The following is a 23652-nucleotide window of genomic DNA, read 5'->3' as shown; positions in this document are numbered from 1 at the left end:
TATGGATACGGGTTTATCCCCGGCGGATCAGCCGCCGAAGATGCGTTTCAGATTGACGAGTTTCGAGGTGGCCACCATCGAGACGACGACGAGGATGATGGCGAAGATGCCTGCGGCTGCCGCAGTCGGCTCGAAGGCGTAGCGAAGCGCCACATACATGGCCATCGGCAGGGTTTGCAGGTTCGGTGTCGAGAGAAACAGCGTCACCTCAAACTGGCCGAAGGAAATGATGAAAGCGAAGATCGTCCCCGCTGAAATCGCTGGCGAAATGATCTTCAGCGTCACCAGCCTGAAGGCAGTGAAGGGCGAGGCACCAAGCGAGCGGGCTGCCTCTTCCAGCGAGCGATCGAAGCCGACCAGCGCTGCCGTCACCGTGGCGATGACGAAGGGGCAGGTGACGATGACATGGCCGATGATGAGGCCTGCCATGCTGCGGGCAAGACCGATATCGGTAGTGACGTAGAAGACGTAGAGCGCCAGACCCAGCACCACGCCGGGCAGTACGATCGGCATCATGAAAAAGGCGCGAAGCGGCCCGACGACGCGGCTTGTCGAGCGGGTCAAAAAGAGAGCCGCCATGGTGCCAAGCACGGTGGAGATGGCGGTCGAAATTCCGGCCACCATGAACGACACGCCATAGGCAGAAAGAAAAGTTGGCGAGGTCAGGAAAGCGTAGACCCAGCGCAGCGACAGGCCCTGTGGCGGGAAGGTGAGATAGTCGCCGGAATTGAGCCCGGAGAGAATGACGATGACGACCGGCGTCAGCAGGATGGTCAGGGTCAACGTAGAGAGCAGCTTGAAGACCAGCGGAATGGATGTCTCTTCGCGCATCAGCTGCGTCCTCCAGTGGTGCGCATGGCGGCGCGGTGGTAGACGGCGATCGCCATCAGGCTTGTCACGAAGAGGACGACGGCAATTGCCGCGCCGAATTGCCACCGCCCGGTTTCGGCAACCTGCTGGTAGATATGGATCGGCATGACCATGACTTTCCAGCCACCCATCAACGCCGGCACGACGTAGGAGGAAATGGCAAGTGCAAAGACCAGCAAAGTTCCGGCCAGAATGCCCGGCATTGAGAGCGGCAGTACGACCGAGAAGAATGCCTTGCTGCGCGAGGCGCCGAGCGATCGTGCCGCCTCCTCAAGCGAGGGGTGGATCGATTTGATGATGCCGATGAGCGAGAGCACCATGAAGGGCAGGGTGATCTGTACCAGACCGACGACGACGCCAAAGATATTGTACATCAGCGGCAGCGGGGCCGAAATGATTCCGAGGCGGAGCAGGGTGCCGTTGATCAGGCCATTATCGCCCAGTAGCACCATCAGACCATAGAGGCGGATGACCATGTCGAGCTGCATCGATGAGAGAACGAGGATCATCAACAGCGTGTTGCGCCCGGGATTGACGGTCTTGGCAATGACATAGGCCAGCGGATAACCGAAAAAGAGGCAGACGAGAGCCACAAGGGCTGAGATACCCACTGAGCGTAGGATGGACTCGTAATAGATGGAGCGGGTGAAGATCCGCACAAAGTTGTCGAAGTTGATATCGCCGGAGAGCGTAATGACGCCAGCGACAGACTTGTTGAAGGCAAGACCGAAAAGTGATGCTGTCGGCACGACGAAGAAGACGATGAAGAACAGCATGGCGGGTAGTATCAGAAGCCATAAGCCCGCGCCATGTACGAAGCCCGGTTTGCCGATGCGCGAGGCTTTCACGTCGCCGTCTTTTCCCGATGCCGCTGTTATCGCCGTTGATGCCATTTGCGTGCGTCCCGCTCCTGTTCGCCTTTACTCCGCCGCCATCGGCAGCATCGCGCTGCGCAATGTATCGTAACCCAGCAATTGCTTTTCCGGCGGTGCGGGATAGGTGGTGCGGCTTTGCGTGAGGCCGGCTCTGACAATGCCTGCGGCAACCGAAATGGCGGTGGGAATAGGGTCGATAACTGGTACGTCGATGCCCTTTGCCAGCAGGCCTTCCCGCAGGCCTGCGGCACAGCCCATCAGCCCGGTGCAGCCAAAGATCAGCGCTTCCGCGCCGTCTTCTTCGACAGCCTTGCGGCCTTCCTCCACCAGTCGTTCTGCGGTGGCGGTAAGGTCTTTTTCGAGATCGAGCACGGGAATGTCGACGCTGCGCACTGAGGCGAGCTTGGAAGATAGACCGCAGAGTGCTGCGGTATTTTCGAAGGAGGGGATCAGCCGGCGCATGACGGTGATGACCGAGAATTTGTGTCCCAGCATGGCGGCAACATGCATGCCGGTCTGGCACGGTCCTACCACCAGCATGTTGGAAAGTTCACGACCGGGGCGCAGGCCGGGATCGCCCATGCAATCGATGATCACTGCATCGACACCTTCGCGCTCGGCCTGCAGGATTTCGAGCAGCGTTCCCGGAACCGACATCGCCGCCTCGAACTCGCTTTCAATTGAACCCGGCCCGGTTGCAATCTGGGCATGGGAGAGAACGATGCCCGGATATTCCAGCGCTTTCAGGTCGGCAAGCTTGCGAAAGCCAGCGGTGACGATGGGCGATACGACACGAACATGGACGGTATTGTCACGCATTCCCGGTATCCTTTGTCAATCGGTGCGCCGTGCTCATGCAGGCGAAATCGAAGCCGCGAAGGCAGGGCATCAAATGGAGTGCGGATGCAGATCCGCGCCTAAGATCATGTCCTACGGTGCATCGGCTCAGTGACATTCGGAAGCGTTCTGCGGAATAGGCTATTCTGTTTTTTGGATGGGTAGCCAGGGCGGCGAATATGTTTGGATCCTATACTTTTGGGTAGGTTGCCTTGCATATCACGCGTGCATTTTCGAGTTTCGATTAAATATTAATCCTATCGATAAGCTCTCTGATCAATTGACAGCCTCTGGTGATCTCAAGCGCGTTTCTCGGTTAGGAGCATCATTGCTAGCATTGGACTTAGAGGCCCAGGGGGTGGCGCGACGGGACTGAAGCATTTTGTTTTTCCGGACCGACAGCAACCGGGTCACGGGCGCGCTTAGCCAGTTGTTTGTCGAAACCGGGTTGCGCCTCTGCCCCTTCTCGCCGGGATCGAAGGGCAGCAGGCCTGCTATCGCTAGCGACGCACACTCGACCGGCAATTGACGCGAGATCTTCTATAACCCGAAACGCAAACATGTCAGCAACGGGATGCTGTCGCCCGTAGACTTCGAAAAGGCAGCAGAAGATTTAACCAGAGGGTGTCCACGAGGCTCGGGGCTATTCAGATCGAGGGGGCCTTGCGCATGGAAGATCAGCTCGAATGACCAGACCCTAGCGATCGGTGAGGGAGGACAAAGCCATCTCGAAATCACATATAAGCCCGGTATGGGCATAGTCCGCCACGACGTCTCCTCCAAGTTCGGACGTCGTCACCGCCTTTATGAGGCGGGATCCGAAGCCCTGGCGCGACGGAACAGTAACCGACGGACCGCCTCGTTCCTCCCATCGCAGGTTTAGCACTGCCCCGGCCGGATCGCTGCTGCTTGCAATGGACCATCGAAGGGCGACTTGGCCGCGATCGGTAGATAGGGCTCCATACTTGGCCGCGTTGGTTCCAAGCTCATGAAGCACCAGGCTTAGCGGAAGCACCGCACGAGCATTGACGAAGACCTCGTCACCTTCAACCTGAACGCTGTCCTGGGGATAGGGCGACATCGCTTTGCGGACGATGTCATGCAAGCTCGCGCTTTCCCAGTTGGAGATCGTCAGGAGATCGTAGGCCTTGGACAAAGCTTCCAGTCGCGCCTGGAGCACAGACTCCTGACTGTTGGGAGCCGCCGGGCCTAAGGTCTGCCGTACCACCGCGTTGACCGTTGCGAGCACGTTTTTCACCCGATGCGTCAGTTCACCGATCAAAAGGTTCTGCAGCCGCTCCGCTTCTTTTCGCTCGCTGATGTCTCGTGCGATCTTTGAGGCGCCGACCACGTATCCGTTTTCATCATAAATCGGCGAGACCCTGAGCGACACATGAACCTCGCTGCCGTCTTTATGGATTCGCCGCGTCTCGTGCGGTTCGACGTGGCCACCGGCCTTGATGCTGTCGATTATAACATTTTCTTCCGTAACCAGCTCCGGCGGAAGAATGATGAGGGCCGGGCGCCCAATGGCTTCCTCGGCAGAGTATCCGTAGAGCTTCTCGGCGCCTCGGTTCCAGCTGCGTATTTTCAAGTCGAGGTCGACGCTAATAATGGCGTCATCGGAGGACGCTATAATGGCAGCGAGCCGACGAGCCTCCTTTCGCGCCCGTTTCCGTTCCGTCACATCTATGGTCACTGTCGCAGCCTGCATTATCTGGCCGCTGTCGTTGCGGATGACGGATACGGAGTTGGACACCCATACAAGAGTGCCATCCCTTCGGATGTACCGTTTCTCGATCTCGAAATTGCTGCCGGTCTCCACCATGTGATGGAACTGCTCAAGGTTGCCAGGCAAGTCGTCGGGGTGAGTAATATCCTGCATGCGCAATTTAAGCAGTTCCGTCTCCGGATAACCGACGATCTCGCAATATCTTTGATTGACGGTGACAAAGCTGCCATCGAGATCGGTCAGCGCTATACCGCCCGTCGTCTGCGCAAAAATGGCTTGCAACCATATGTCACTCTGCGTCAATCCGGCCTCCGCGACAGCGCCTATCATAAGCAGCTTAAATGCACATATACTCAAGATAAATTCGGACATCGCAGACCCCGGGTCAAGCCCGCGATCAGCCTGATGTCGATCAAGCATCGAGTTTATGGGAGCGCACGAATTCGCTCATGCCAAACGCGGATTCAACTTTCACGCGCTGAGGGTCGTGAAGCGGAAATTCGATACAGATTATCGGATTGAGCGAAAGCCACAAATCTGTGGCTCTAAGCTTCCAATGTTAGGACAGTGCCGCGGCACCTTCCTTGAGGCGTTTTCTGCTGTGAGCCTGATTTGGATGCCCTGCCCAAGAGGGCAGGGCTGCCAATTCCGGGGTCACTTATTCAGCGCATCTTTGAGTGCTTTGGCAGGCGCAAAGGTCAACTTGTTCGAGGCCGCGATTTTCATGGCTTCGCCCGTTGCAGGATTGCGGCCCTCGCGCTCGGGCGAAGCCTTTACCTTGAACTTCCCGAAGCCAGGGATCGACGTTTCCTTGCCGGAGCCTGCTGCATCGGTAATGGCCTGGAAAACGGCTTCTACGATTGCCTTGCCCTGAACCTTTGTCAGTCCATTTTCAGAGGCGATCTTGTCAGCGATTTCGTTGGTTGTGGTCATGAGTTTTCCTTTTAACAGTAAATCAATCCGAAATTGGTGCCAGCTTCTGGCCGCGTTGTCATTGTCGACGATCGTAGCGTGGCTCAGATCACGTGGATGTCCACAACTCGTTTCGGCTTATAGCGTACTCTCTGTGTTTTCAAAGCACCTTACGCAAGGGTGTTATGAGGAATGGTATTTGGGCGTTTTTTTAAACTGCACAGGCCCTTTAGGGGTTCCCCGCCCACGGGATACGGAGGAAGTTGCTGCCTCACCGGTCGAAGCCGGGGCTCACTGCAGGTATAAACGGCATCTTTTCCGCGTGGTGGATTGAGGGTCTGGGGCCAGCTTTTTGGGGGCTAGTTTTCGTCTTGGCCATCTTGCGTCTCACGTAGTTGGATATCTGGTAAACGCGAGAATTCACAAGCCTCCCTCTACAGATACGAGCTTGCATGGTTCGTGTTGGGAGGTGTGCCGGCAGACATACGATTGTCTCGCGCAGATGGAGGAAAGATGAAGGCGATCAAGATCGGGCTCGGATTGTTATTGATCTGCGGAGCTCTTTATGTCGTGCTGGGAGAACAGCTAAGCGGCGCCAGTGCCAATGCGTTCATTAATGCGCGGCTCACCACCAGCCGCGCTCCCATAGCCGGAAAAATAGACCTGATTTCAAGACCTCTCGGCGCTCAAGTCTCGCAAGGTGATACTCTTGGCGCGATTGAGGATCCGCTGGTGGACAGTATCCGTCTGCTTGATCTTGAATTGGAGCAGGCAGACGTTCAGGCAGAGATTGCAAGGCTTCAATCCGTCATTGCTTCTTTCGATCAGTCCATCAAGTTGTTGCAGACCCGTGCGGCGATCTACAGCGAGGAGCGAAAGCGTCAGCTTGAAGCGCAGGCCCAGTCGGCTGAATCGACGCGAGCGGCGGCGGAAGCTCGTCTCAGGTACGCCGAACTCAGCCGCGAGCGCTCCTCGCGGCTCAGTGGGCAGGGCATATCGACCGCACAGTCCCTTGAACAGGCTCAGTCACTGGCTGAAGTATCCAATCTTGAGGTTGCAAGCGCAAAGGCTCAGGCGGCGGAAATTCTTGTTGCCCGCAAAGCGGCAGATCGCGGCGTTTTCCTCGGTGACGGTTTTAACGACGCGCCATATTCCGAGCAGAGAATATCGGAGATTGACGTGCAGCGCCTGGAGCTGAAAGCGCAGCTCGAGTCGAAAAAGCTCGCGCTTACGGCGGTGTCCGAGCGAATTGCAAACGAACGCCTCCGTGTGAACAGGCTATCGGCCTCGAACCTCGTGGCCAATGTCAATGGTGCATTGTGGGAGTATCTCTCAGCGTCGGGTGAAACCGTGCAGCGCGGACAAGACCTCCTGCGCCTGATCGACTGTGATTCCGCAATCGTGACACTGTCGGTATCGGAAAGCGTCTATAACACTTTAAGGGTGGGCGCGCCCGCGACCTTTCGTCTTAGCCGTAGCCGGGTGGTTCTCGAAGGATCGGTCATACGCCTCGCCGGCTCAGGGGCCGCCACGATTTATGAGAACATGGCGATCGCTCCGAGCCAGCGTCACCTGCAGCGTTATGACGTCGCCCTCGATGTTCCCGCTCTACGCAGCGACCCCGACCTCCGGTGTCTTGCCGGGCGCACGGGCAGGGTGTTTTTCGAGAACCGCGCCTTCGACTGGCTGAGAGTATGGTGGGGCTAACACGTGGAGACGTTCTTCTATCTCAGTGAGCTTCAGTCGAGTTTCGCCCACATTGCCCTCGCAATGGGATTTGCGCTTCTCCTGCCGCATTTGCTCGACAGCAAAAACTGGACACACAGGACGGTTCTGTTCGGCATCGGAATGGTGCTCGCCGTGCGATACATCTGGTGGCGAGGCACTGCGACTCTCGCACCGTTCGGTTGGACATTCGACTGTCTTTTCAGCTGGTCCTTCTTCGCGCTGGAAGCTTTGTCCGTCCTCTCTTCATTGAGCGCTTTCACGATCTTGACGCGAACGAGTGAGCGTTCTTCTGAAGTTGAGCGGCACAGGTCGTGGTGGGTGCCTGCGCCCCCTCCCAAAGTGGCTGTCATGATTGCCACTTATAACGAGGATCAAACCGTTCTGGAAAGGACGATTGTCGGTGCAAAAGCCAGCGATCACCCAGACGTTCAGGTGCTCGTTCTGGACGATGGGCGCCGAGACTGGCTGCGCGATTTCTGCCAGGAGCATGATGTCCGGTATCTCCGCAGACCAGACAATAAGGGCTCCAAGGCCGGCAACATCAATCATGCCCTCGACGTTTTGGCGAGAGACGATGCCCCACCGGATTTCATCGCGGTGCTGGACGCGGACTTTGTTCCGCATACGGACTTCATCTCACGAGCGCTTGCCCTTTTCCATGATGATGCGGTGGGACTTGTGCAAACGCCTCAGCACTTCTTCAACCCGGATCCCATTCAGCATAATTTAGGATTGAGCCGTTCCTACCCAGACGAGCAGCGTTTTTTCTTCGATCACCTTCAGCCGAGCCGCGACGCGTGGGGAATTGCTTTTTGTTGCGGAACGTCCTCGGTGATCCGGTGGAAGGCCGTGCAGGCGGCTGGCGGCTTCCCTACGGACAGCATTACGGAAGACTTCATGCTGACACTGCAGTTGCAGGAGCACGGCTATCGGACGGTTTATCTCAACGAAGCATTGACCGAGGGCCTGGCTCCAGAAGGACTGAAGGAATATGTTACGCAGCGCGCGCGATGGTGCCTGGGGCTGATGCAGATCGCGCGTGGCAGACTAGGCCCGTTTGCATCTAACAACCTGCGTCTGCGAGATCGTTGGAGCGTGCTGGATTCCGTTTTTTTCTGGCTGACGACATTCACCTTCCGTATCGCGTCGATGACATTCCCTCTCCTTTACTGGTTCTTCAACGTGACGGTGGTCAATGCCTCCGTCCCGGAGGTCATCAGCTACTTCGGCACATATATGGTCTGGATTCTGTTTGTGCTGAACTTCATCTCATCGGGGATGGTCATACCGATCGTCAACGATGTCAGCCAGTTGCTGGGTGCGATCCCCATATCGCGTGCCGCTATTGTCGGCTTGATAAAGCCCAAGGGGCACCCTTTCAGCGTCACGGCAAAGGGGGGAGACCGGACCAAGGTCGTTGTGCAGTGGAGGCTCATGCGGCCATTCATTATTCTGACCTCGCTCACCATCATCGGCATATTGATAGGACTCATGTCCGACCGTTTTGCGTTTAACGATGCAGGTGACGGCAAGGTCATCATCCTGTTCTGGACCGTCTATAATCTCGTCATCCTTGCAGTCACCTTGGCAGTTTGCATAGAGCTTCCGAGATTGGAGAAACATTATGCGGATCGTCCCGAGCGCGTGGTGATCAACCTGGGCGGCAAGCTGAAACGTGTGTGGATGACGGATCTGACGCAGGAAACGGCCCGACTGCGGGGCTTGAATACAAGTGTCGCCACAAAGATCATCATGAAGATCAATGGGATAGGGGATTTCGAGGCGACCGTTCTCGAGCAAACGGACGACGGCGTCGTCGTTTCTCTCGGTCTTGCAGAGACTCAGTATCAGATCCTCCTAAAACGCCTCTATGCGCAAGGCGCCGTTCCAAGCGTCACCTCCACAAGGCTGTCGGCGATCCTGAAGGATGCTACCGCCCGTCTTGCCCGTCCATAGGCTGCTTTGCCTTGTCTGTGTCGTCGGGCCGGTCCATGTTTGCCTGCATCCTTGAGATCGCCGAGCCGATGGTTGCAAGCTCGGAGGTTCTGTAGCTCTCATAGGGGTAGACGTCCTCTCCGTCGGCGACGGCCTTCGCACTGTTGGCGAGATGATGGAATGGCCGAATGAAGGAAATGATGAACAGCGATGTCAGGGCAAGAAGAAACAGGCAGAGCATGGCGAGGTTGAAAAGGAGCTGGCTGGAGAAGCTGCTCGCTGGCTCGCTGATCGCGTTCGCATCGATCCTTGCGACGATCGACCATCCAAACTTGGGGAGGGTACGATAGCTGGCCTCAGGCAGCGTTGCGACGAAATAGTTTTTTCCATCGGGCCAAACTTCCAGGCTGACACCCGTCGCCCCGGTTCTCGCTCTTCCGAGGCTTGGCAGGTCCAGGTTGAGGATGCTCTGCTCCTCAGAGGATATCACGGCGGTACCCTCCGGGTTCACAATAGACACGCCAACGTTAAGCGCGTTGCTCAACTCCTCCACGTAGGTTTTAGCCCATTCCAGATTGAGATGGAGGCCAAGAACGCCAACCACAGTTTGGTCAGCACCTGCAATGGGTTTGGCCATGTCAAGAAATCTCAGGGGTTCCCCGTTCTCCAAGGCAGGGAGCTTTGACGCAAGGAGTACCGCTTCATGGGCGTCACCCGCAAAATCCCCCTGGAGACCTTGCTGAAACCATGGACGAGTAGAGACATCTTCTCCTTTAAGAAGACCATTCGATGCCACTTGGACACGTCCGTCACTCCCCGCATACCCAGCCCAGGAGATGATCTGGCCTGTGCCGACGAGTGTCGAGAGGTCGTCCTGGATGTTCGCCGGTTCGGTGGCGGAAAGCGATTTCGCCAGGATTTCGAGGTTGGCCCATTCTCTGTAGAGGGAGGCGGCAAAAGCCGTCTGCACCCCTCGGGCTCGTGTTTCGACAGCTGTGCGTAGGCTCAACTCCTGAAAGCTCCGAACCTTATCGTTGACAACATTGAATACGATTGCGGCTCCGACGAGGAGGCAGACAAGCATAAAACCTAGCGTAATCAGAGTAAGCGACGGCAGCCGGCTGTTCGCGAGGGTGGGCTTGGGCACTGAATATTCCTTTGCAACGTCTACCGGACATTAAATTCCCCGGAAGGTTGCAGCAATCTGCCGATTATAACGGGTCGTTTATCCGTCCGTAGTCACACTCATCGTCGCTCGTCAGGAGAGGCTGCTACTTTCGCCATCGGGTTTGCATAGTCAGTTGGTCGATCAAGGGGACAACCCTGCCGGTTAGCAAGGGACGTTCTTGCTCTCTCAAGGCTTCGTGAGTGGTGGCGAATGTCTCGGCGAGTTTAGGCAGCGTTGCGCCCGTCGTGATGATACTGGCCATAAGAGGATCATCTACAGGGCAAAGGCAGGCGGCAGAGGACGGGCGACGTACCTTTCGTCTGCCTTAATCTGGATGCGTTGGATGCCGACCTTGATCTTCGTTTCTCAAGATTGTCGCGGGCAGGGTGCTGACGGCATGGCGCCGTCAATATCCCTCAGTCCTGTCCGAACCCTTTTAGGATGATATCGATGATCCTTTTCACTTGGCTCTCGTCAAGCGCATAGGCTGGAAGGGGCGGCAGCTTCTGATTATTTTCAAGTGAGAGAAGCTCAAAACGCCTGGAAACCGGGTCGAGATTGGCCAGCATATGGATCGCAGAACCGCGCGCCAATTCATACTGCCAGATCGCCTCGTCTCTGGAATAACGAGGAAAGGTTCGGCAGATCGCGTCGATAAAACGACGGGCGACATGCTCGTTCAACCCGAATGCGTCGTACCCGGCTCGCGCATCGACGCGCATCTGGAAAATATTTCGCACATAAAGGCTACCGCCATCCTGTGACCGTGAGACCGTCAGAATAGGCTCGATCAAAGCTTCGAGAATTTGGCGTGGCTGAAGCGGCTCGCCATTTGCCGTCTTTTCGAGCTTATCGAGTTGCGCCAGTCTCTCGCGGTTGACATCGCCGGTAATCTCCTGCGTAGCCAAGCGTACCAGCGCATCCTTTGACTGGAAGTAGTAATTGACCGCCGCTCCATTTGCGCCGGACGCAGCGGTGATATCGCGCACAGTCGTTCCGTTCGGCCCCTTGCGTGCCACCAGTTCCTTCGCCGCGCTCAGTATGGTCTGGCGCGTCAGGTTACGCCTCTGGGCTCCGTCCTCTTCCCCTTCGGGATCGTTGATAAATTCCATGCCTCGCTACCTCCGTGCCGATCAGGTCTAACTAAAAAAAACTGCTTGCACTACCTTTTGTTTGAAGATAACGATTAAAACAGATGTTTGAATTATCTGTTTTAGGCGGTGGATGATGCTGATGCAGAGCGCGGGTCAGGAGCGCCCGGTCGACACGGGCGACTATGTTTATGCACCGATACGCGGCAGACCCCATCTCGGAATGCCTGGCGATGCGCAACTTGCCTTCTGGGTCGCTCCGAACATCGAACATTATGAGTGGATGCCGCCCGTCAACCCGAACCGGCATCCATGGCCGAGGGTGATGCCTGACGTACTGAACTATTCCGTTCGCGATTTCGGCAACCGGATTGGCTTCAGGCGGATCTCTGACGAGATGGCGAAGCGAAACATCCGGGGCTCGGTATCGCTGTCTGTTGCAGTGTGCGACCACTTTCCCGACATCATCAAGCGCTGTAACGATCTCGGCTGGGAGCTTTTCAGTCACGGGGTCTATAATAGCCGCTACTTTTACGGCATGAGCCCGGAAGAGCAGCGTCACGTCATCATAGACAGCCGCGAAACGCTGGCCAAGGTGGGGCAGACGCTGGATGGCTGGCTGACCCCGGCGATCACACCCGATCTGGAAACGCAGGAAATCCTTGCGCAGGAAGGTGTGCGCTACACGCTGGACTATTTTCACGACGAACAGCCTATGCCGCTGAAGCTCAAGACCGGCAAGCTGATCTCGATACCCTATTCGATCGAGATGAACGACACGCCGATGGCACACTGGCACAATATGTCGGTGGCCGAAATCCTTGCCTCCCTCAAGGCGCAGTTTGACCGCCTATATGCCGAAGGCGCCGAAAATCCACGCGTCATGTGCTTTGCCATTCATCCTTTCGTCTTGGGCCAGGCGCACCGCATCGATGCTTTCGCGGCGTTTCTCGATTATGTGAAGTCGCACGATAGGGTCTGGTATCCCACAGGCCGTGAGATTGCTGACTGGTACTATGATCGTCACTATGACGTGGTGAGCGATTGGCTCGCTGCTGTTGAGGGAGAACGCGGATGATTCTTCCCACTGGTCCCAGCTATCTCGAAACTCCACTGCGCCGTGACAACCAAATGGACCACGATTTCTACGGCTTTCGCGACACCTGGAGTGAAAAACGTCTGACCTGGCAGAACGGTGCCAGGCTGGGTGTATGGCTGCAGATCGCGGTCGAATGGTTTCCTTTGAATATCAGCGGTAAGCCGTTTCTGCCGGTCGGTGCTCCGAACCGGCCCTGGCCGGATAGCGAGACCTACACGCAGCGTGACTATGGGAACCGTGTCGGCATTTACCGGATGATGGACGCCTTGAAGGCGAGGGGGCTTTCGGCCTCCATGCTCGTCAATGCCCGTCTCGCGAAGCGTTATCCCATCCTCATGCGATCTATCCTGGATGACGGCTTCGATGTGGTCGCCGCAGGTCTCGATGCTGGTGCGATTCATCATGAAGGGCTGGCGGAAGACGAAGAGCGGGCGATGATTGCCGAAGCTCTCGCGATCTTTGCGGGTTTTGGTGTGTCACCCATTGCATGGCACTCGCCATCCTGGTCGCAATCCACGCGAACGCCGCGGCTGCTTCTCGAAGCGGGTCTGAAAGCCATGGCCGACTGGGCGAATGATGAGGCGCCTTATCTGTTCGAGACCGGAGCCGGCAGCATCATCTCGCTACCAGCGACGATGGAACTCTCAGACCGCGAGATGATCATGCTGCGTAAGCAGAATCTTGCCGATGTCGAGGAGAGCTTCATCGCTGCCGCCCGGCGTCTGTGGAATGAGGCGCGCGACAGCGGCCATGGCCGTCTGCTGACGCTGAATGTTTCGCCCTGGTTGATGGGCCAGCCTTATCGCGCTGCCGCCTTTGAACGTATTCTCGATGCCCTATTCGCTCTCGACGGAACCGTTTCCGTTGGGGTTCCTGAGATCATTGCCGCAACCGACGGCCTTACACCTTAACAGCCCGTCGTAGAGATTAGCCATGTCGCAACAACCCCGCCCGAGCGGGGAAGGTAGCCTATTGCTGCTTTCCCTGTCGATTTCGGTCGCCTTTTTGATGGAGACGCTGGACAGCACGATCATCGTGCCGGCCATCCCTGCCATGGCCGCCGATTTCGGGGTTGAACCACTGCGGATCAATCTGGCGATTTCACTTTATCTCGTTGCGCTTGCAGCCATGATCCCGGCCAGCGGTTGGCTTGCCGATCGCTTCGGTGCAAAGCGGATATTCCTTTGGGCCATGGCTGGTTTCATGGTGGCGTCAATTGGTGCCGCTCTGTCCGTTTCGCTTGAAATGCTGGTGGGCATGCGGATCCTGCAGGCTGTCGCCGGCGCTTTGATGACCCCCGTTGGGCGCCTCCTTTTGATCCGTTCGGTGCGCAAGGAAGAACTCGCCGCCGCAATCGGGTGGATGTCCATGCCGGCTCTCGTCGGTCCCGTTCTCGGTCCGCTGGTGGGCGGTTATATCGTCACCTATGCGAGTTGGCCGTGGATATTTCTCGTAAAGATGCCATTCGGAATTGCGGGTCTTATTCTTGCCGCACGCATGTTGCCGCCGGACAGACTCCATCCGCCCGGTTCCTTCGACGTCGCTGGTTTCGTCTATTGCGCCGTTTGTCTGGGGGCGGCGCAGCTTCTCCTCGACCAATTGGTGCATGTCTTCCTGCCCGTTCCTGCCATCGCCACACTCTTCGCAGCCATCCCCGTTATGGCCGTGGCGTTCCTGTGGCACTCACGCCGTCGGCAGCGTCCGGCACTTGATCTGACACTGCTGAGACTTCCTCTGTTTCGCGTCGGTTTTTTCGCTGGCGGTCTTTCGCGACTTGGCCTCAATGCCTTGCCCTTTTTGCTGCAATTGCAACTGCAACTCGGTTTCGGCTGGTCTGCGGCCCGCGCCGGCTGGATCGTCTTTATCGTCGCGGCCGGAGCCCTGGTGTTCAAACCGCTGATGCGTCGCGTTCTTGCCGCCTTCGGCTTTCGGACAACTTTGTCCGTTAACGCGCTGCTTGGCGGTGCAATAGCGGCGATCCTTGCGTCTGTCGGGCAGCAAACCCCCGCGGTGGCAATCGGAGTGCTGGTGTTTGGCTTCGGCCTGTGCCGCTCGCTGCAATTCAACACCGTCAATACATTGCTGTTTGCCGAAATCCCGAGCGAACGCCAGAGCGCCAGCACCGCTCTCGGCGGCGTAGGGCAGCAATTGTCGATGGGGCTCGGCATTTCTGTCGCCGCTGTTCTCGTGGTGCAATTCCAGAACGCGGGTTTCACCGTTCCGTCACAGGCAATGTCCTCCGCGATGTTTGTCGTTGCAGGGCTGACCGCCATTTCCGGTCTGCTCTTTCTTCGCCTGCATCCTGCCGATGGTGCGGTTGTCAGCCGTCACCGCATCTATATCCAGAAAAGTTGAACGTTCTATGCCAGAAGTCAGAACAAGCACCCACTCCAAGACCGCGATCAAGACCGGCCATGACGCCGCTGCGCTCTGCCCTGCAAGTTTAAGTGTGGCGGATGCGTCGCGCCAGATCGACGCAGGCCTTCTGTCCCCAGTTACACTTCTCGAGGCAGTGCTTGCGCGCATCGACAACTTAGACCCAATCATCCATTCCTATTTGCGTCATGACCGCGCTGCGGCCCGGCAGGCGGCCCAGGCAGCAGCGGAACGGGCAGGGCGCAAACGGCGTCTCGGGCCGCTCGATGGCATACCCTTTGCGGTGAAGGACAATATCTATACTCGCGGGCTGGAAACGACCGCCGGTTCACGCGTCCCGCAAAAGCATGATCCATCCATCAATGCGACCTTGGTGTCCCGGCTCCAGGCGGTGGGCGCTGTCCTTGTCGGAAAACTCAACACCTGGGAATATGGCACGGGGACGGGCGCGGTTTATGACGATCTTCCTGTGCCTGCTGCCCGCAATCCGTGGAACCCGGCCCATTATACTGGCGGTTCCTCCAGTGGCTCTGGGGCCTCCGTTGCAGCGGGCACCGCGCTTTTCGCGATTGGCACTGATACGGGCGGCTCCGTTCGTCTTCCTGCTGCCGCCTGTGGCGTCGTCGGCTTCAAGCCTACTTTTGGTCGTATCAGCCGCCACGGCATCATGCCCAACTGCTGGAGCTTCGATACTCCGGGCCCGATTACGCTGACCGTGGAGGATTCAGCGCTCGTCTATGACGCCATAGCGGGATACGACCCAGACGATCCGGTCAGCCTTGATGCCGAGGCAGAGCCCCTGGCGGGTGCGCTCAACGCCAGAGCGTCACGATTGAAAGTCGGTTTCGTACGCACGCTCGGCACAGATCACGGCTCGATGGATCCTACCATTCTCGCCGCTCTCGACGAGGCTGCGGAAGCGTTGCGGGCAGCCGGTGCCGATGTCAGGGAGATTGCGCTGCCCATACCGGCTGCCGATTACAGGGCGATCAGCGTCCCCATCAACCGCAGTGAAAGCTTTTCTATTCATGAGCGGGATTATGTCGAACATCGAGATCTTATGGGCCGTTCTCTGCGCGAGAAACTAGAAGTCGGCATGTATATGCGCGCTGCCGATTATCTTGCAGCCTTGCGTCAGCGGCGCGCACTCGTTGCCGCCACGGACAGCGTTTTCGGCGAGGTGGACGTCATGCTTCTGCCAATGACCTCGCGCACCGCCCCGCGGGTGGACGACCAAGCCGCGGTGACGGATTTCACCACGGGGTCGGCCGGAAGTCCGTTTTCGCTGACGGGGCATCCGGCACTGTCCCTGCCGGCAACCATCAATCAGGAAGGCTTGCCGGTTGCTATTCAGCTGGCTTCCGGATTTCGAAAGGAAGCAGTCCTCCTCGCGGCAGCATCGATGCTTCAGCACCATTTCAATCCGTCGCCGCGCCGTGCCGATCCGGCGCATACGATCGCTCTTCACCTGCGACAGGGTACCGCACAATGACAGATCCAATCGACAACCTTCGTATCGCTGTGAGTGTTATCTGGCGCGGCTGCGGTGAGGCACCGCCGACCGGCGAAAATCTTGATCGCGCGGCAGCCAACCTGGCCGATGCGTTGGCGAGCGGCCGCAAGGTGGCGCGCATTGACGACAAGACATTTCAGCCGCTTTACGGACCGCGACGGGACCTGGAATAGGCTTTTGTGCACAGCAAAAATAAAACAAGTGAATAAAACAACCATTTGAAATTTTCATTCGATCCACTAGACTGCTTTCAACAACCAAAAAGGGGAACATCATGAAAGCTTTGAACCGACTCGCCATCGTCGTCGCAATGACACTCTCTGCCGCGCCTTCTTTCGCTGAGAGCCCGATCAAAAGCGCGCTGGATGGCAATGCGCCTCCCTATGCTCAGCCCAAGCTCGATGGCAGCATCGAAGGTCTGACGGTGGATATGACCCAGGAAATTTCCAAGCGCATTGGTCGTGAAATCACCCTCGACGCCATGGCTTTCTCTGCCCTCGTCCCAGCGCTTCAGGCGGGCACCTATGATATGCTTTCCGTACCGTTCACCGCGACGAAGGAACGGTCGGATGCCTTCCTTCTGACCGAAGGCATATGGTCGGCGGATCTCGCTTTCCTCATTCCCGCACGCGGCGATCAGGTGACCGACTACGCTCAGTTCAAGGGCAAGACGATCGCGACGAACAAGGGCAACGCTTACGAGAAATGGGCGCGCGAAAAGGCGGGTGACTACGGCTGGACCGTGGAATCCTACGGGTCGCTCAGCGATGCGGCACAGGCCGTGCAGGCCGGTCGTGCCGATGCTGCCCTGGTTGGGGTTGCCACCGGATACACCATCGCCAAAAAGTCGCCCGCTCTCAAGGTTTCCGATTTGAGAGTGGAGACCGGACAGTATTACTCCTACCCTGTACCGAAGGCATCTCCAGAACTTCGCGCGCAACTCGATCGCGCCATCGAATGCATCAAGGCCGATGGCACCGCGGCCAAGCTCTACGAGAAATGGCTGGGTACTGCCCCTGCCGCTGGATCTCTGGAGGTCACGCCACAGCCTGGCATCGGACCTGTCGGTCTCGGCAATTACGACGCAACGCCCCACGACCTGGCCTGCAAGTAAGACGTTTCCGGGAAGAAGGTCCGCATCTCATGTCGAAAACGATCATGCAGCCCATGCTCGACATTCAGGCGCTCTACAAGTCCTTTCATGGCGTAGACGTCCTGAGGAACATCAATCTGCGTATCACACGTGGTGAGTTGGTGTTTCTGATCGGGCCTTCAGGTTCCGGGAAGTCGACGCTCCTTCGGTGTTGTAACCGACTTGAGGAGCCAAGCGATGGCGCCATCATGGTGGATGGCGTCAACATCATGTCGCCGAAGACGGATATCAACCTGATGCGCCAGCGCATCGGCATGGTCTTCCAGTCTTTCAACCTCTATCCGCACATGACGGCTGAGGAAAACGTCATGCTGGCGTTACGACGGGTTCAGGGCAAGTCCACGGAGGAGGCGCGCGACATCGCACACCGCGAGTTGAAGCGGATGGGATTGGGCGCACGTCTCACCCACTATCCTTCACAACTCTCAGGTGGCCAGCAACAGCGCGTGGCGATTGCCCGTGCGCTAGCCCTCGGACCAGGCGTCATGCTTCTGGATGAGCCGACCTCGGCACTCGACCCTCAATTGGTAGGGGAGGTTTTACAGGCCATGCGGGAAATGAAGGCCGAAGGCATGACCATGATGGTGGTCAGCCATGAAATGCGTTTTGCCAGGGAGGCGGCCGATCGCGTCGCCTTCATGGAGGCGGGAGAGATCATCGAGCTTGGTGCACCGCGAGAGCTTTTGGCCAAGGGGCCAGACAGCCGTGCCTGCCAATTCATGTCGCAGGGGCACTGAGCCCCATGGATCTGCACGGACTGATCGCTCTTTTCTTCAATGTCGACGTGGCCGTTCAATATCTGCCGGACCTCTTGGCCGGACTTTGGGTGACGCTTTCACTTTCCGTCGTCATCGTGGTGTCGGGCCTCTCGCTCGGCCTGGCACTCGCTGTCGTGCGGCTGATGTCGCATCGATATGTCGTGATGTTGCTGCGCCTATGGGTGGATTGTTTTCGCGCCGCTCCGCCGCTTGCAGTGGTTCTTCTGATGTATTTCGGTTTACCGAGTCTGGGGATCACACTCTCCGCCTACTGGGTGCTCTGGTTGACGCTGACCGCGATCCTTGCCGCGTTCTGCGAGGAAATCTTCTGGGCGGGGATTGCTTCCATCGGAAAGGGCCAGTGGGAGGCGGCACGTTCCACCGGGCTGACCAATGCTGGAACGTTTCGTTACGTCATCCTGCCGCAGGCGATGAAGATGTGTGTTCCGCCGTTGACCAACCGCGCCATTAGCATCACCAAGAACACGGCGCTCGGCACGGCAATCGGCATGCCGGAACTGCTGAATGAGGCGCAGACGGCGCTCTCCTTTTCCGGTAACGCCACGCCGCTTATCCTTGCGGCCATAGGTTACCTCATCATTTTCATGCCGGTCATGGCACTGGCCGGAAGACTGGAAAAACGTATGGTTTGGGGTGCGCGTTGATGAATGGTTTTATCGAGCAGTTCTTCAACACGGACGTGATGGTACAGGCGCTTCCTTATCTGTTGAAGGGATTGCTCATCACGCTCAGCCTGACCTTGTTGCTAGCGCCGCTCGGCATGGTGCTCGGCCTTTCGCTGGCACTTGCATCCAATCCGCGCAATCCGGCGATGCGGATTTTTATCCGGGGGTGGATCAATATATTTCGTGCTTTGCCACCGTTGGTGCTGATCATCCTGACCTTCTCGGGTCTTCCTTTTCTGGGCGTAAGGCTGCCAGCGATGGCCTGCGTCATCATCGCGCTTCTCCTGAACAACTCCGCCTATTTCTGCGAGATCTTCAGGGCTGGCCTCGGCTCTGTTTCTTCGGGCCAGCTCGAAGCGGCGCGGTCGACAGGACTGACAACCGTCGACGCTATGCGCTACGTCGTGCTGCCCCAAGCCGTGAGGAATGTTCTTCCCGATCTTGCGTCCAACAGCATCGAGGTGATGAAGAGCACATCGCTCGCGGCCATTATCGGCGTGGGAGAATTGCTCTACGTCGCAGGCAACATTCGATCCGTTACCTACAACACCACGCCGCTAATGCTAGCAGCCATCATGTATCTCGCTATCCTGCTGCCCTGCGTTCGGCTGGCCGGGCGACTGGAGCGAAAACTATAGGATCATGGGCGTGGGAAGGGCTCTCATCGCACCAAGGCTTATAGGGTCATTGGGCGTGATGGCTCAGGGCACTGTCAGGCTCCGCCTACGTCTCCCTTACGAGCGCTTCTACGGAACGTTGAGGGCTGGTACTCGGAGGAAAAACGTTCGCCTTCGCCAACCAGATAGTCATTGAAGAGACTGAAATATTCCCGTTCAGGTGCACCATAAGACTGCTGAGCGAAGTCCTTGAGAGCCCTACGATCACGGATCGTCACAATGCCCCTTGAGGCGTGGACCAGATGTTTTTCTTCCAAGCTATGGAAAGCCGTGGTGATACTCGGGCGACGAAGAGCCAATATTTGCCCGAGATTTTCGTGGGTCACTTTGATCTCGTTGTGCCAAACTCGGTCTCGGCACATCAGTAACCACCGAGCCAAACGGACGTCAATCATGTCCACAGCATTCGACTGGGCCGCGTAGGCCATTTGTATCTGAAATGCCAAGGAGAAGCGCCTAACGACGTCGGCAACGACAGAGTCCTCCTCGACAGCACTCAGGAAGTTGCTCAACTTCATTCTGAAACCGTCGCCTGGAAGGTGCATAACCATGTCAAAAGCGCTGCATGCCGTTGGGTCTGTCAAGGCCCAGGGGGCAAGCCCTTCATATCCGATCATGCCGACGGCGAACGTATCGGACTTAGCAGACGGAACCTGAACGGAGATGATGCCGGAGTTGAGAAAATATACATCGTCTAGGGTCTGGCCCCGGCAGGCAATCCGATAATCTTTCGGAAGCGAAACGCTTTCAAGCTCAGCAAAAAGGCGACGCCTCGAACGTGCGGGTAGAAGTGTCAGCAGCTGGTTTTGCGGATGAGTATAGGGAATGTCTACCATATATCTTTTCCAGCTGGGGCAAGAGCGGTTGACTCCCAGCCGCCCGCGCCCATGGTCGTAAGCGAACGATAGTGAACCCTAACATACCTCATAGGAGGTGTCGAATCACGGAGGCGAACGGTACATTTCTGGACGGTCGCCGAATTGCAGCCTGTGTTCTGCTGACCGGCACCTTCCATGGTCCTGTTTCGGGTGTGGTTTTGAGTGCGAGGATCAGGTCGTGGTTCTTTCGCCTGCTGTTCGGGCGGACGCGGAAGCAACACCGCGCAGCGTCTGCATCCAGACGAGCTGCTCGTGCTTGATAAGCTCGGTCGGCTCGTGCAGCGCTAGCGTGTTCCGAAGATCGCCGGCATGCCGCCCACTGCGAAATCCGTCAGCGCTTTGCGCATTTCCGAAATGAAAGCGTGTTGGAGGCGCGAGCGAGGTACGCCCTTGCGGGTTATTAGGACTGCCGCAAGCTCGATCGGTGGTAGAAAATCACACTCGACGAGACCGAGGCCGGCATTGAATGCCGCCGTATAGGGATCGATGACCGCAGAGCCGATACCGGCACGCGCAAGAACAGCCGCCGTCGAGCAATAGCGAACTTCAACGCGTGGCTTGTATGCGACACCGTCACGTTCGAAGGCGGCGCGGACGAGGCGACCAAGGGTCGAGTCAACTTCAAGCCCGACGAAGTCGTGCTTCGCGAGTGTTTCGGCATTGACGACAGTATCGGTCGTTTCCTCAGTCCTGGGGACGACCGCAACCATATGGGTGCGCGCCAGAACCTCGACATTGACCGCAGGATGTCGTTCCAGGGCAAGTGCAAGTCCAATATCTGCATTGCCGCTCTGAACAGCGTCCACAACATGCTCCAACCGGCGGACATCATAGGCGATGGAGACATCTTTGCGCTCCTTGAGAAACCGCCTCATAGCCAGTGGAGCAACAGTATGTCCCAGTGGCGGGGTGGAAATCACCCGCAGTCGCCCCGAGACGCCCTGGCGCATATCCTGTGCACGCGAGGCAAAACCTCTCAGCAGACTGAAAACCGGCTTGATATCTTCATGCAGCGCGACCGCCTCTTCCGTTGGCTGAAGACGTCGATGCAGACGCTCAAACAGGGTGACGCCCGTTTGCGTTTCCAGTTGGCGAATACCGTTGGAGACTGCTGGTTGGGAGATGCCGAGCTGCTCGGCGGCCTCGACCGTGGTTCCACACCGCATGATCGCATCAAAGATTTCCAGGAGGCGAAGCGAGAGATCGGATTTGCCAGGGTCGATCATGCCGTTCCCGCCATGAGCGTACCGAACGCCATGGCGACGGCTGCCTGGGTGGGATCGATAATCGGGCAACCGATCTCCGCTTCCAGTCTCGTGCGATGGCCGGACATGCCGGCGCAACCCAGCACGATTGCGCCGGCACCCAGCGCTTTCAATTTGCCGGCAGCGCGGAGAAGGAGCTCGTAGCTCTCCTCCCCATGGCCGCTATCGGCAACACTGATAGACCCCTCCAGCGCAATTTCGCCCGCTAGACGTTGATCGACACCGAGCCGGCGGAGATTGCGCAAGTGGCGCGGGATAGAGCCCTCGGACACCGCGATGACGCCAAACATATCGGCGAGTGCCAGGGCATGAAGGACGCCAGCATCCTGAATGCCGTAAACCGGCATGCGGGTGATGGACCGGGCGAGGTCCAGTCCGGGCTGTGAGTAGCATGCCAGAATATAGGCTGCAGCATCAGGACGGGATTCGATCACCGCCGCCGTGTGGAGCGCTGCTTCGTCCACGTGACGCTGCGTGATGATGCCCGGCGGCGCATGCTCGATGGTGACGCATTCTATGGTTGGACCACCAATACGGGTGAAGCCGGAAAGCGCCATTCTCAAGCCATCCGTTACGCTTTCAGAACTGTTGGGATTGATCACCAGAATTTTTTGCGCGTTCTCATCCATTCAGGGTGCCACCTCATGGCTATATCGCGCTGCGACCTCGAACTCTACCGCACGATGACCGGGCATAGCGCCCGTGTCGACAGGCTGTCTTGCGATGAACCGGCCTTCGCCTCGGTCTGCCTTTAGAACGCCCTTTTCCACAATCACCCGGCCATGGTTCATCACGAGTTCCGGCCAGCCTTGGATATCCATTCCCTCGAAGGGGGTGTAGTCCATATTGTCGTGCTGCATCTCCAGCGTGACCTTGCGGCTCTCGTCTGGATTCCAGATCGCGATATCGGCATCGAAGCCCGGCAAGATCGCGCCCTTCTGCGACAGGCCGAAAACCCTTGCGGCATTCGAACTGGACAGTTTGACGAAATCCCCAAGCGTGATCCTTCCTTTACTAACGCCTTCCGAAAACAGATAGGGAAGCCGCATGGCAATACCTGGCATGCCATTGGCAATTTTCGGATAGGGCGCATCCATCCCGTTGAGGAATTTGCCGGACGCGTCGGCTCTGTAGGGCGCGTGATCGGACGAGACGCTTTCGAATGTCCCGGCCCTTATGTGTTGCCAAAGTCTCTCCTGCGTTTCACGATCACGCAAAGGCGGCGAACAGATGTATTTGGCGCCGTCCATACCGGGCCGGTCAAGGTCAGCCCGGGTCAGAGCAAGATATTGCGGGCATGTTTCGGCGAAGATTTTCGCGCCAGCGAATTTCTCCCGCCTGACGATATCCGCACCGCCTTGTGTGGAAACGTGAACGATGAAGAGTGCTGCATCCACGAGCTTGGCAAGCGAAATGGCGCGGTTGATCGCTTCTTCCTCTGCCAGTTCCGGCCTGCTCAGCGCATGATATTTGGGTCCCGTGAGGCCCGCCTGCGCAAAGCGCCGGTTCATCCACTTCACCATGTCATTGTTTTCCGCATGAACCATGGTGAGCGCACCATGGGTCTTCGCCATGGTCAGAATGTCCAGCATTCCACCGTCGCCGATATTCATCAGATCATAGGTCATGAAGACCTTGAAGGAGGTGATCCCTCTGGCGAAAACCCCCGGTAACTCGTCGAGAACGGCAGGCGACGGATCGGAGATGATGAGGTGGTAGGAGTAGTCGATGACGGAATTGGGGACGGCCCGTCCGTCATAGGTGGCGATAACCTCGGCAATCGACTGACCACGGTGCTGCGCGGCAAAAGGCACAAAGCAGGAATTTCCGCCAAAGGCCGCGGAGACGGAACCGGAATAATAATCATCCGCCGTCATGATCCCGGAGGAGCTTTCCTGGGCAATGTGACAATGCGCCTCGATACCGCCCGGCAAAACGAGACGGCCACCCGCATCGATCCGCCGCTCTCCGCCCGAAATCTTTTCCGCAACAGCAACGATCTTGCCGTCGGCTATGCCAACGTCCGCCTTGAATGTCTCATTTGGCGTGACGACCGTGCCGCCCGAAATTACCGTATCGTAGTGCATCATGCTTTCCTG

At 57.5% G+C, this 23652-nt stretch carries 22 protein-coding genes; 11 read left to right on the top strand and 11 right to left on the bottom strand.

The features are described 5' to 3' along the window. Positions 1-27 precede the first annotated feature (27 nt). The 5 genes from QE435_RS00870 to QE435_RS00850 all read right to left on the bottom strand — a co-directional run bounded on the left by QE435_RS00870 (position 28) and on the right by QE435_RS00850 (position 5247). Positions 28-831 (bottom strand): ABC transporter permease, encoded by an 804-nt coding sequence (locus QE435_RS00870; RefSeq protein WP_349039862.1) that lies wholly within the window; start codon positions 829-831, stop codon positions 28-30. Beyond that, positions 831-1763 (bottom strand): ABC transporter permease, encoded by a 933-nt coding sequence (locus QE435_RS00865; protein ID WP_349039861.1) that lies wholly within the window; start codon positions 1761-1763, stop codon positions 831-833. Before QE435_RS00865 ends, QE435_RS00870 begins: the two co-directional genes overlap by 1 nt. 27 nt (positions 1764-1790) lie before the next feature. Then, positions 1791-2564, bottom strand: a complete 774-nt coding sequence (locus tag QE435_RS00860) for an aspartate/glutamate racemase family protein (RefSeq protein ID WP_349039860.1) — start codon at positions 2562-2564, stop codon at positions 1791-1793. A 715-nt stretch (positions 2565-3279) separates the two neighbouring features. Continuing rightward, a complete protein-coding gene (locus QE435_RS00855) occupies positions 3280-4686 on the bottom strand; it encodes a PAS domain S-box protein (protein WP_349039859.1) in 1407 nt (468 codons plus the stop codon). Between the two features lie 282 nt (positions 4687-4968). Next, positions 4969-5247: an HU family DNA-binding protein gene (locus tag QE435_RS00850; RefSeq protein WP_349039858.1), complete on the bottom strand. Its 279-nt coding sequence runs from the start codon at positions 5245-5247 to the stop codon at positions 4969-4971. Between the two features lie 492 nt (positions 5248-5739). Between QE435_RS00850 and QE435_RS00845 the strand changes: the two genes are divergently transcribed. Together QE435_RS00845 and QE435_RS00840 are read left to right on the top strand one after the other, a co-directional pair. Next, positions 5740-6933, top strand: coding sequence for an HlyD family efflux transporter periplasmic adaptor subunit (locus QE435_RS00845; RefSeq protein WP_349039857.1), 1194 nt, complete (start codon positions 5740-5742; stop codon positions 6931-6933). Between the two features lie 3 nt (positions 6934-6936). Then, positions 6937-8910 carry a glycosyltransferase gene (locus QE435_RS00840; protein WP_349039856.1) on the top strand — a complete coding sequence of 658 codons (1974 nt, stop codon included), beginning with the start codon at positions 6937-6939 and terminating at the stop codon, positions 8908-8910. On the opposite strand, the gene QE435_RS00835 is transcribed toward QE435_RS00840, so the two are convergent. Together QE435_RS00835 and QE435_RS00830 are read right to left on the bottom strand one after the other, a co-directional pair. Then, positions 8885-10036: a cache and HAMP domain-containing protein gene (locus QE435_RS00835; RefSeq protein WP_349039855.1), complete on the bottom strand. Its 1152-nt coding sequence runs from the start codon at positions 10034-10036 to the stop codon at positions 8885-8887. The two genes, QE435_RS00840 and QE435_RS00835, sit on opposite strands and share 26 nt — an antisense overlap. 437 nt (positions 10037-10473) lie before the next feature. Beyond that, positions 10474-11169 carry a TetR/AcrR family transcriptional regulator gene (locus tag QE435_RS00830; RefSeq protein ID WP_349039854.1) on the bottom strand — a complete coding sequence of 232 codons (696 nt, stop codon included), beginning with the start codon at positions 11167-11169 and terminating at the stop codon, positions 10474-10476. A 121-nt stretch (positions 11170-11290) separates the two neighbouring features. On the opposite strand from QE435_RS00830, the gene QE435_RS00825 reads away from it, so the two are divergent. From QE435_RS00825 to QE435_RS00785, 9 genes are all read left to right on the top strand, one after another. After that, positions 11291-12226, top strand: coding sequence for a hypothetical protein (locus QE435_RS00825; RefSeq protein ID WP_349039853.1), 936 nt, complete (start codon positions 11291-11293; stop codon positions 12224-12226). Next, on the top strand, positions 12223-13158 hold the full coding sequence (locus QE435_RS00820) for a hypothetical protein (protein WP_349039852.1): 936 nt from the start codon (positions 12223-12225) through the stop codon (positions 13156-13158). The genes QE435_RS00825 and QE435_RS00820 overlap by 4 nt, the downstream gene beginning before the upstream one ends. A gap of 22 nt (positions 13159-13180) precedes the next feature. After that, positions 13181-14602 (top strand): MFS transporter, encoded by a 1422-nt coding sequence (locus QE435_RS00815; protein WP_349039851.1) that lies wholly within the window; start codon positions 13181-13183, stop codon positions 14600-14602. Between the two features lie 7 nt (positions 14603-14609). Continuing rightward, on the top strand, positions 14610-16115 hold the full coding sequence (locus QE435_RS00810; RefSeq protein ID WP_349039850.1) for an amidase: 1506 nt from the start codon (positions 14610-14612) through the stop codon (positions 16113-16115). Next, positions 16112-16309 (top strand): hypothetical protein, encoded by a 198-nt coding sequence (locus tag QE435_RS00805; protein WP_306930032.1) that lies wholly within the window; start codon positions 16112-16114, stop codon positions 16307-16309. Before QE435_RS00810 ends, QE435_RS00805 begins: the two co-directional genes overlap by 4 nt. Before the next feature lie 101 nt (positions 16310-16410). After that, positions 16411-17250, top strand: coding sequence for a transporter substrate-binding domain-containing protein (locus QE435_RS00800; RefSeq protein ID WP_306930034.1), 840 nt, complete (start codon positions 16411-16413; stop codon positions 17248-17250). Between the two features lie 29 nt (positions 17251-17279). Next, positions 17280-18026, top strand: coding sequence for an amino acid ABC transporter ATP-binding protein (locus QE435_RS00795; protein ID WP_349039849.1), 747 nt, complete (start codon positions 17280-17282; stop codon positions 18024-18026). 5 nt (positions 18027-18031) lie between these two features. Beyond that, complete coding sequence (locus tag QE435_RS00790; protein WP_309769033.1) at positions 18032-18712, top strand: amino acid ABC transporter permease; 681 nt, start codon at positions 18032-18034, stop codon at positions 18710-18712. Beyond that, complete coding sequence (locus QE435_RS00785) at positions 18712-19371, top strand: amino acid ABC transporter permease (protein WP_349039848.1); 660 nt, start codon at positions 18712-18714, stop codon at positions 19369-19371. The genes QE435_RS00790 and QE435_RS00785 overlap by 1 nt, the downstream gene beginning before the upstream one ends. Positions 19372-19445: 74 nt before the next feature. Here the strand turns inward: QE435_RS00785 and QE435_RS00780 are convergent, their stop codons facing one another. From QE435_RS00780 to hydA, 4 genes are all read right to left on the bottom strand, one after another. Further along, complete coding sequence (locus QE435_RS00780) at positions 19446-20246, bottom strand: Crp/Fnr family transcriptional regulator (protein WP_349039847.1); 801 nt, start codon at positions 20244-20246, stop codon at positions 19446-19448. Positions 20247-20572: 326 nt separating this feature from the next. Further along, on the bottom strand, positions 20573-21514 hold the full coding sequence (locus QE435_RS00775) for a LysR family transcriptional regulator (protein ID WP_309769030.1): 942 nt from the start codon (positions 21512-21514) through the stop codon (positions 20573-20575). Further along, positions 21511-22182, bottom strand: a complete 672-nt coding sequence (locus QE435_RS00770) for an aspartate/glutamate racemase family protein (RefSeq protein WP_349039846.1) — start codon at positions 22180-22182, stop codon at positions 21511-21513. The genes QE435_RS00775 and QE435_RS00770 overlap by 4 nt, the downstream gene beginning before the upstream one ends. Continuing rightward, entirely contained in the window at positions 22183-23640 is a 1458-nt protein-coding gene (gene hydA, locus QE435_RS00765; RefSeq protein ID WP_349039845.1) for a dihydropyrimidinase, read from the bottom strand. Positions 23641-23652 lie beyond the last annotated feature (12 nt).

Source organism: Agrobacterium sp. SORGH_AS 787 (genome assembly GCF_030819035.1).
Taxonomy (GTDB): domain Bacteria; phylum Pseudomonadota; class Alphaproteobacteria; order Rhizobiales; family Rhizobiaceae; genus Agrobacterium; species Agrobacterium larrymoorei_B.
This window is presented reverse-complemented; position numbering and strand designations above follow the sequence as displayed.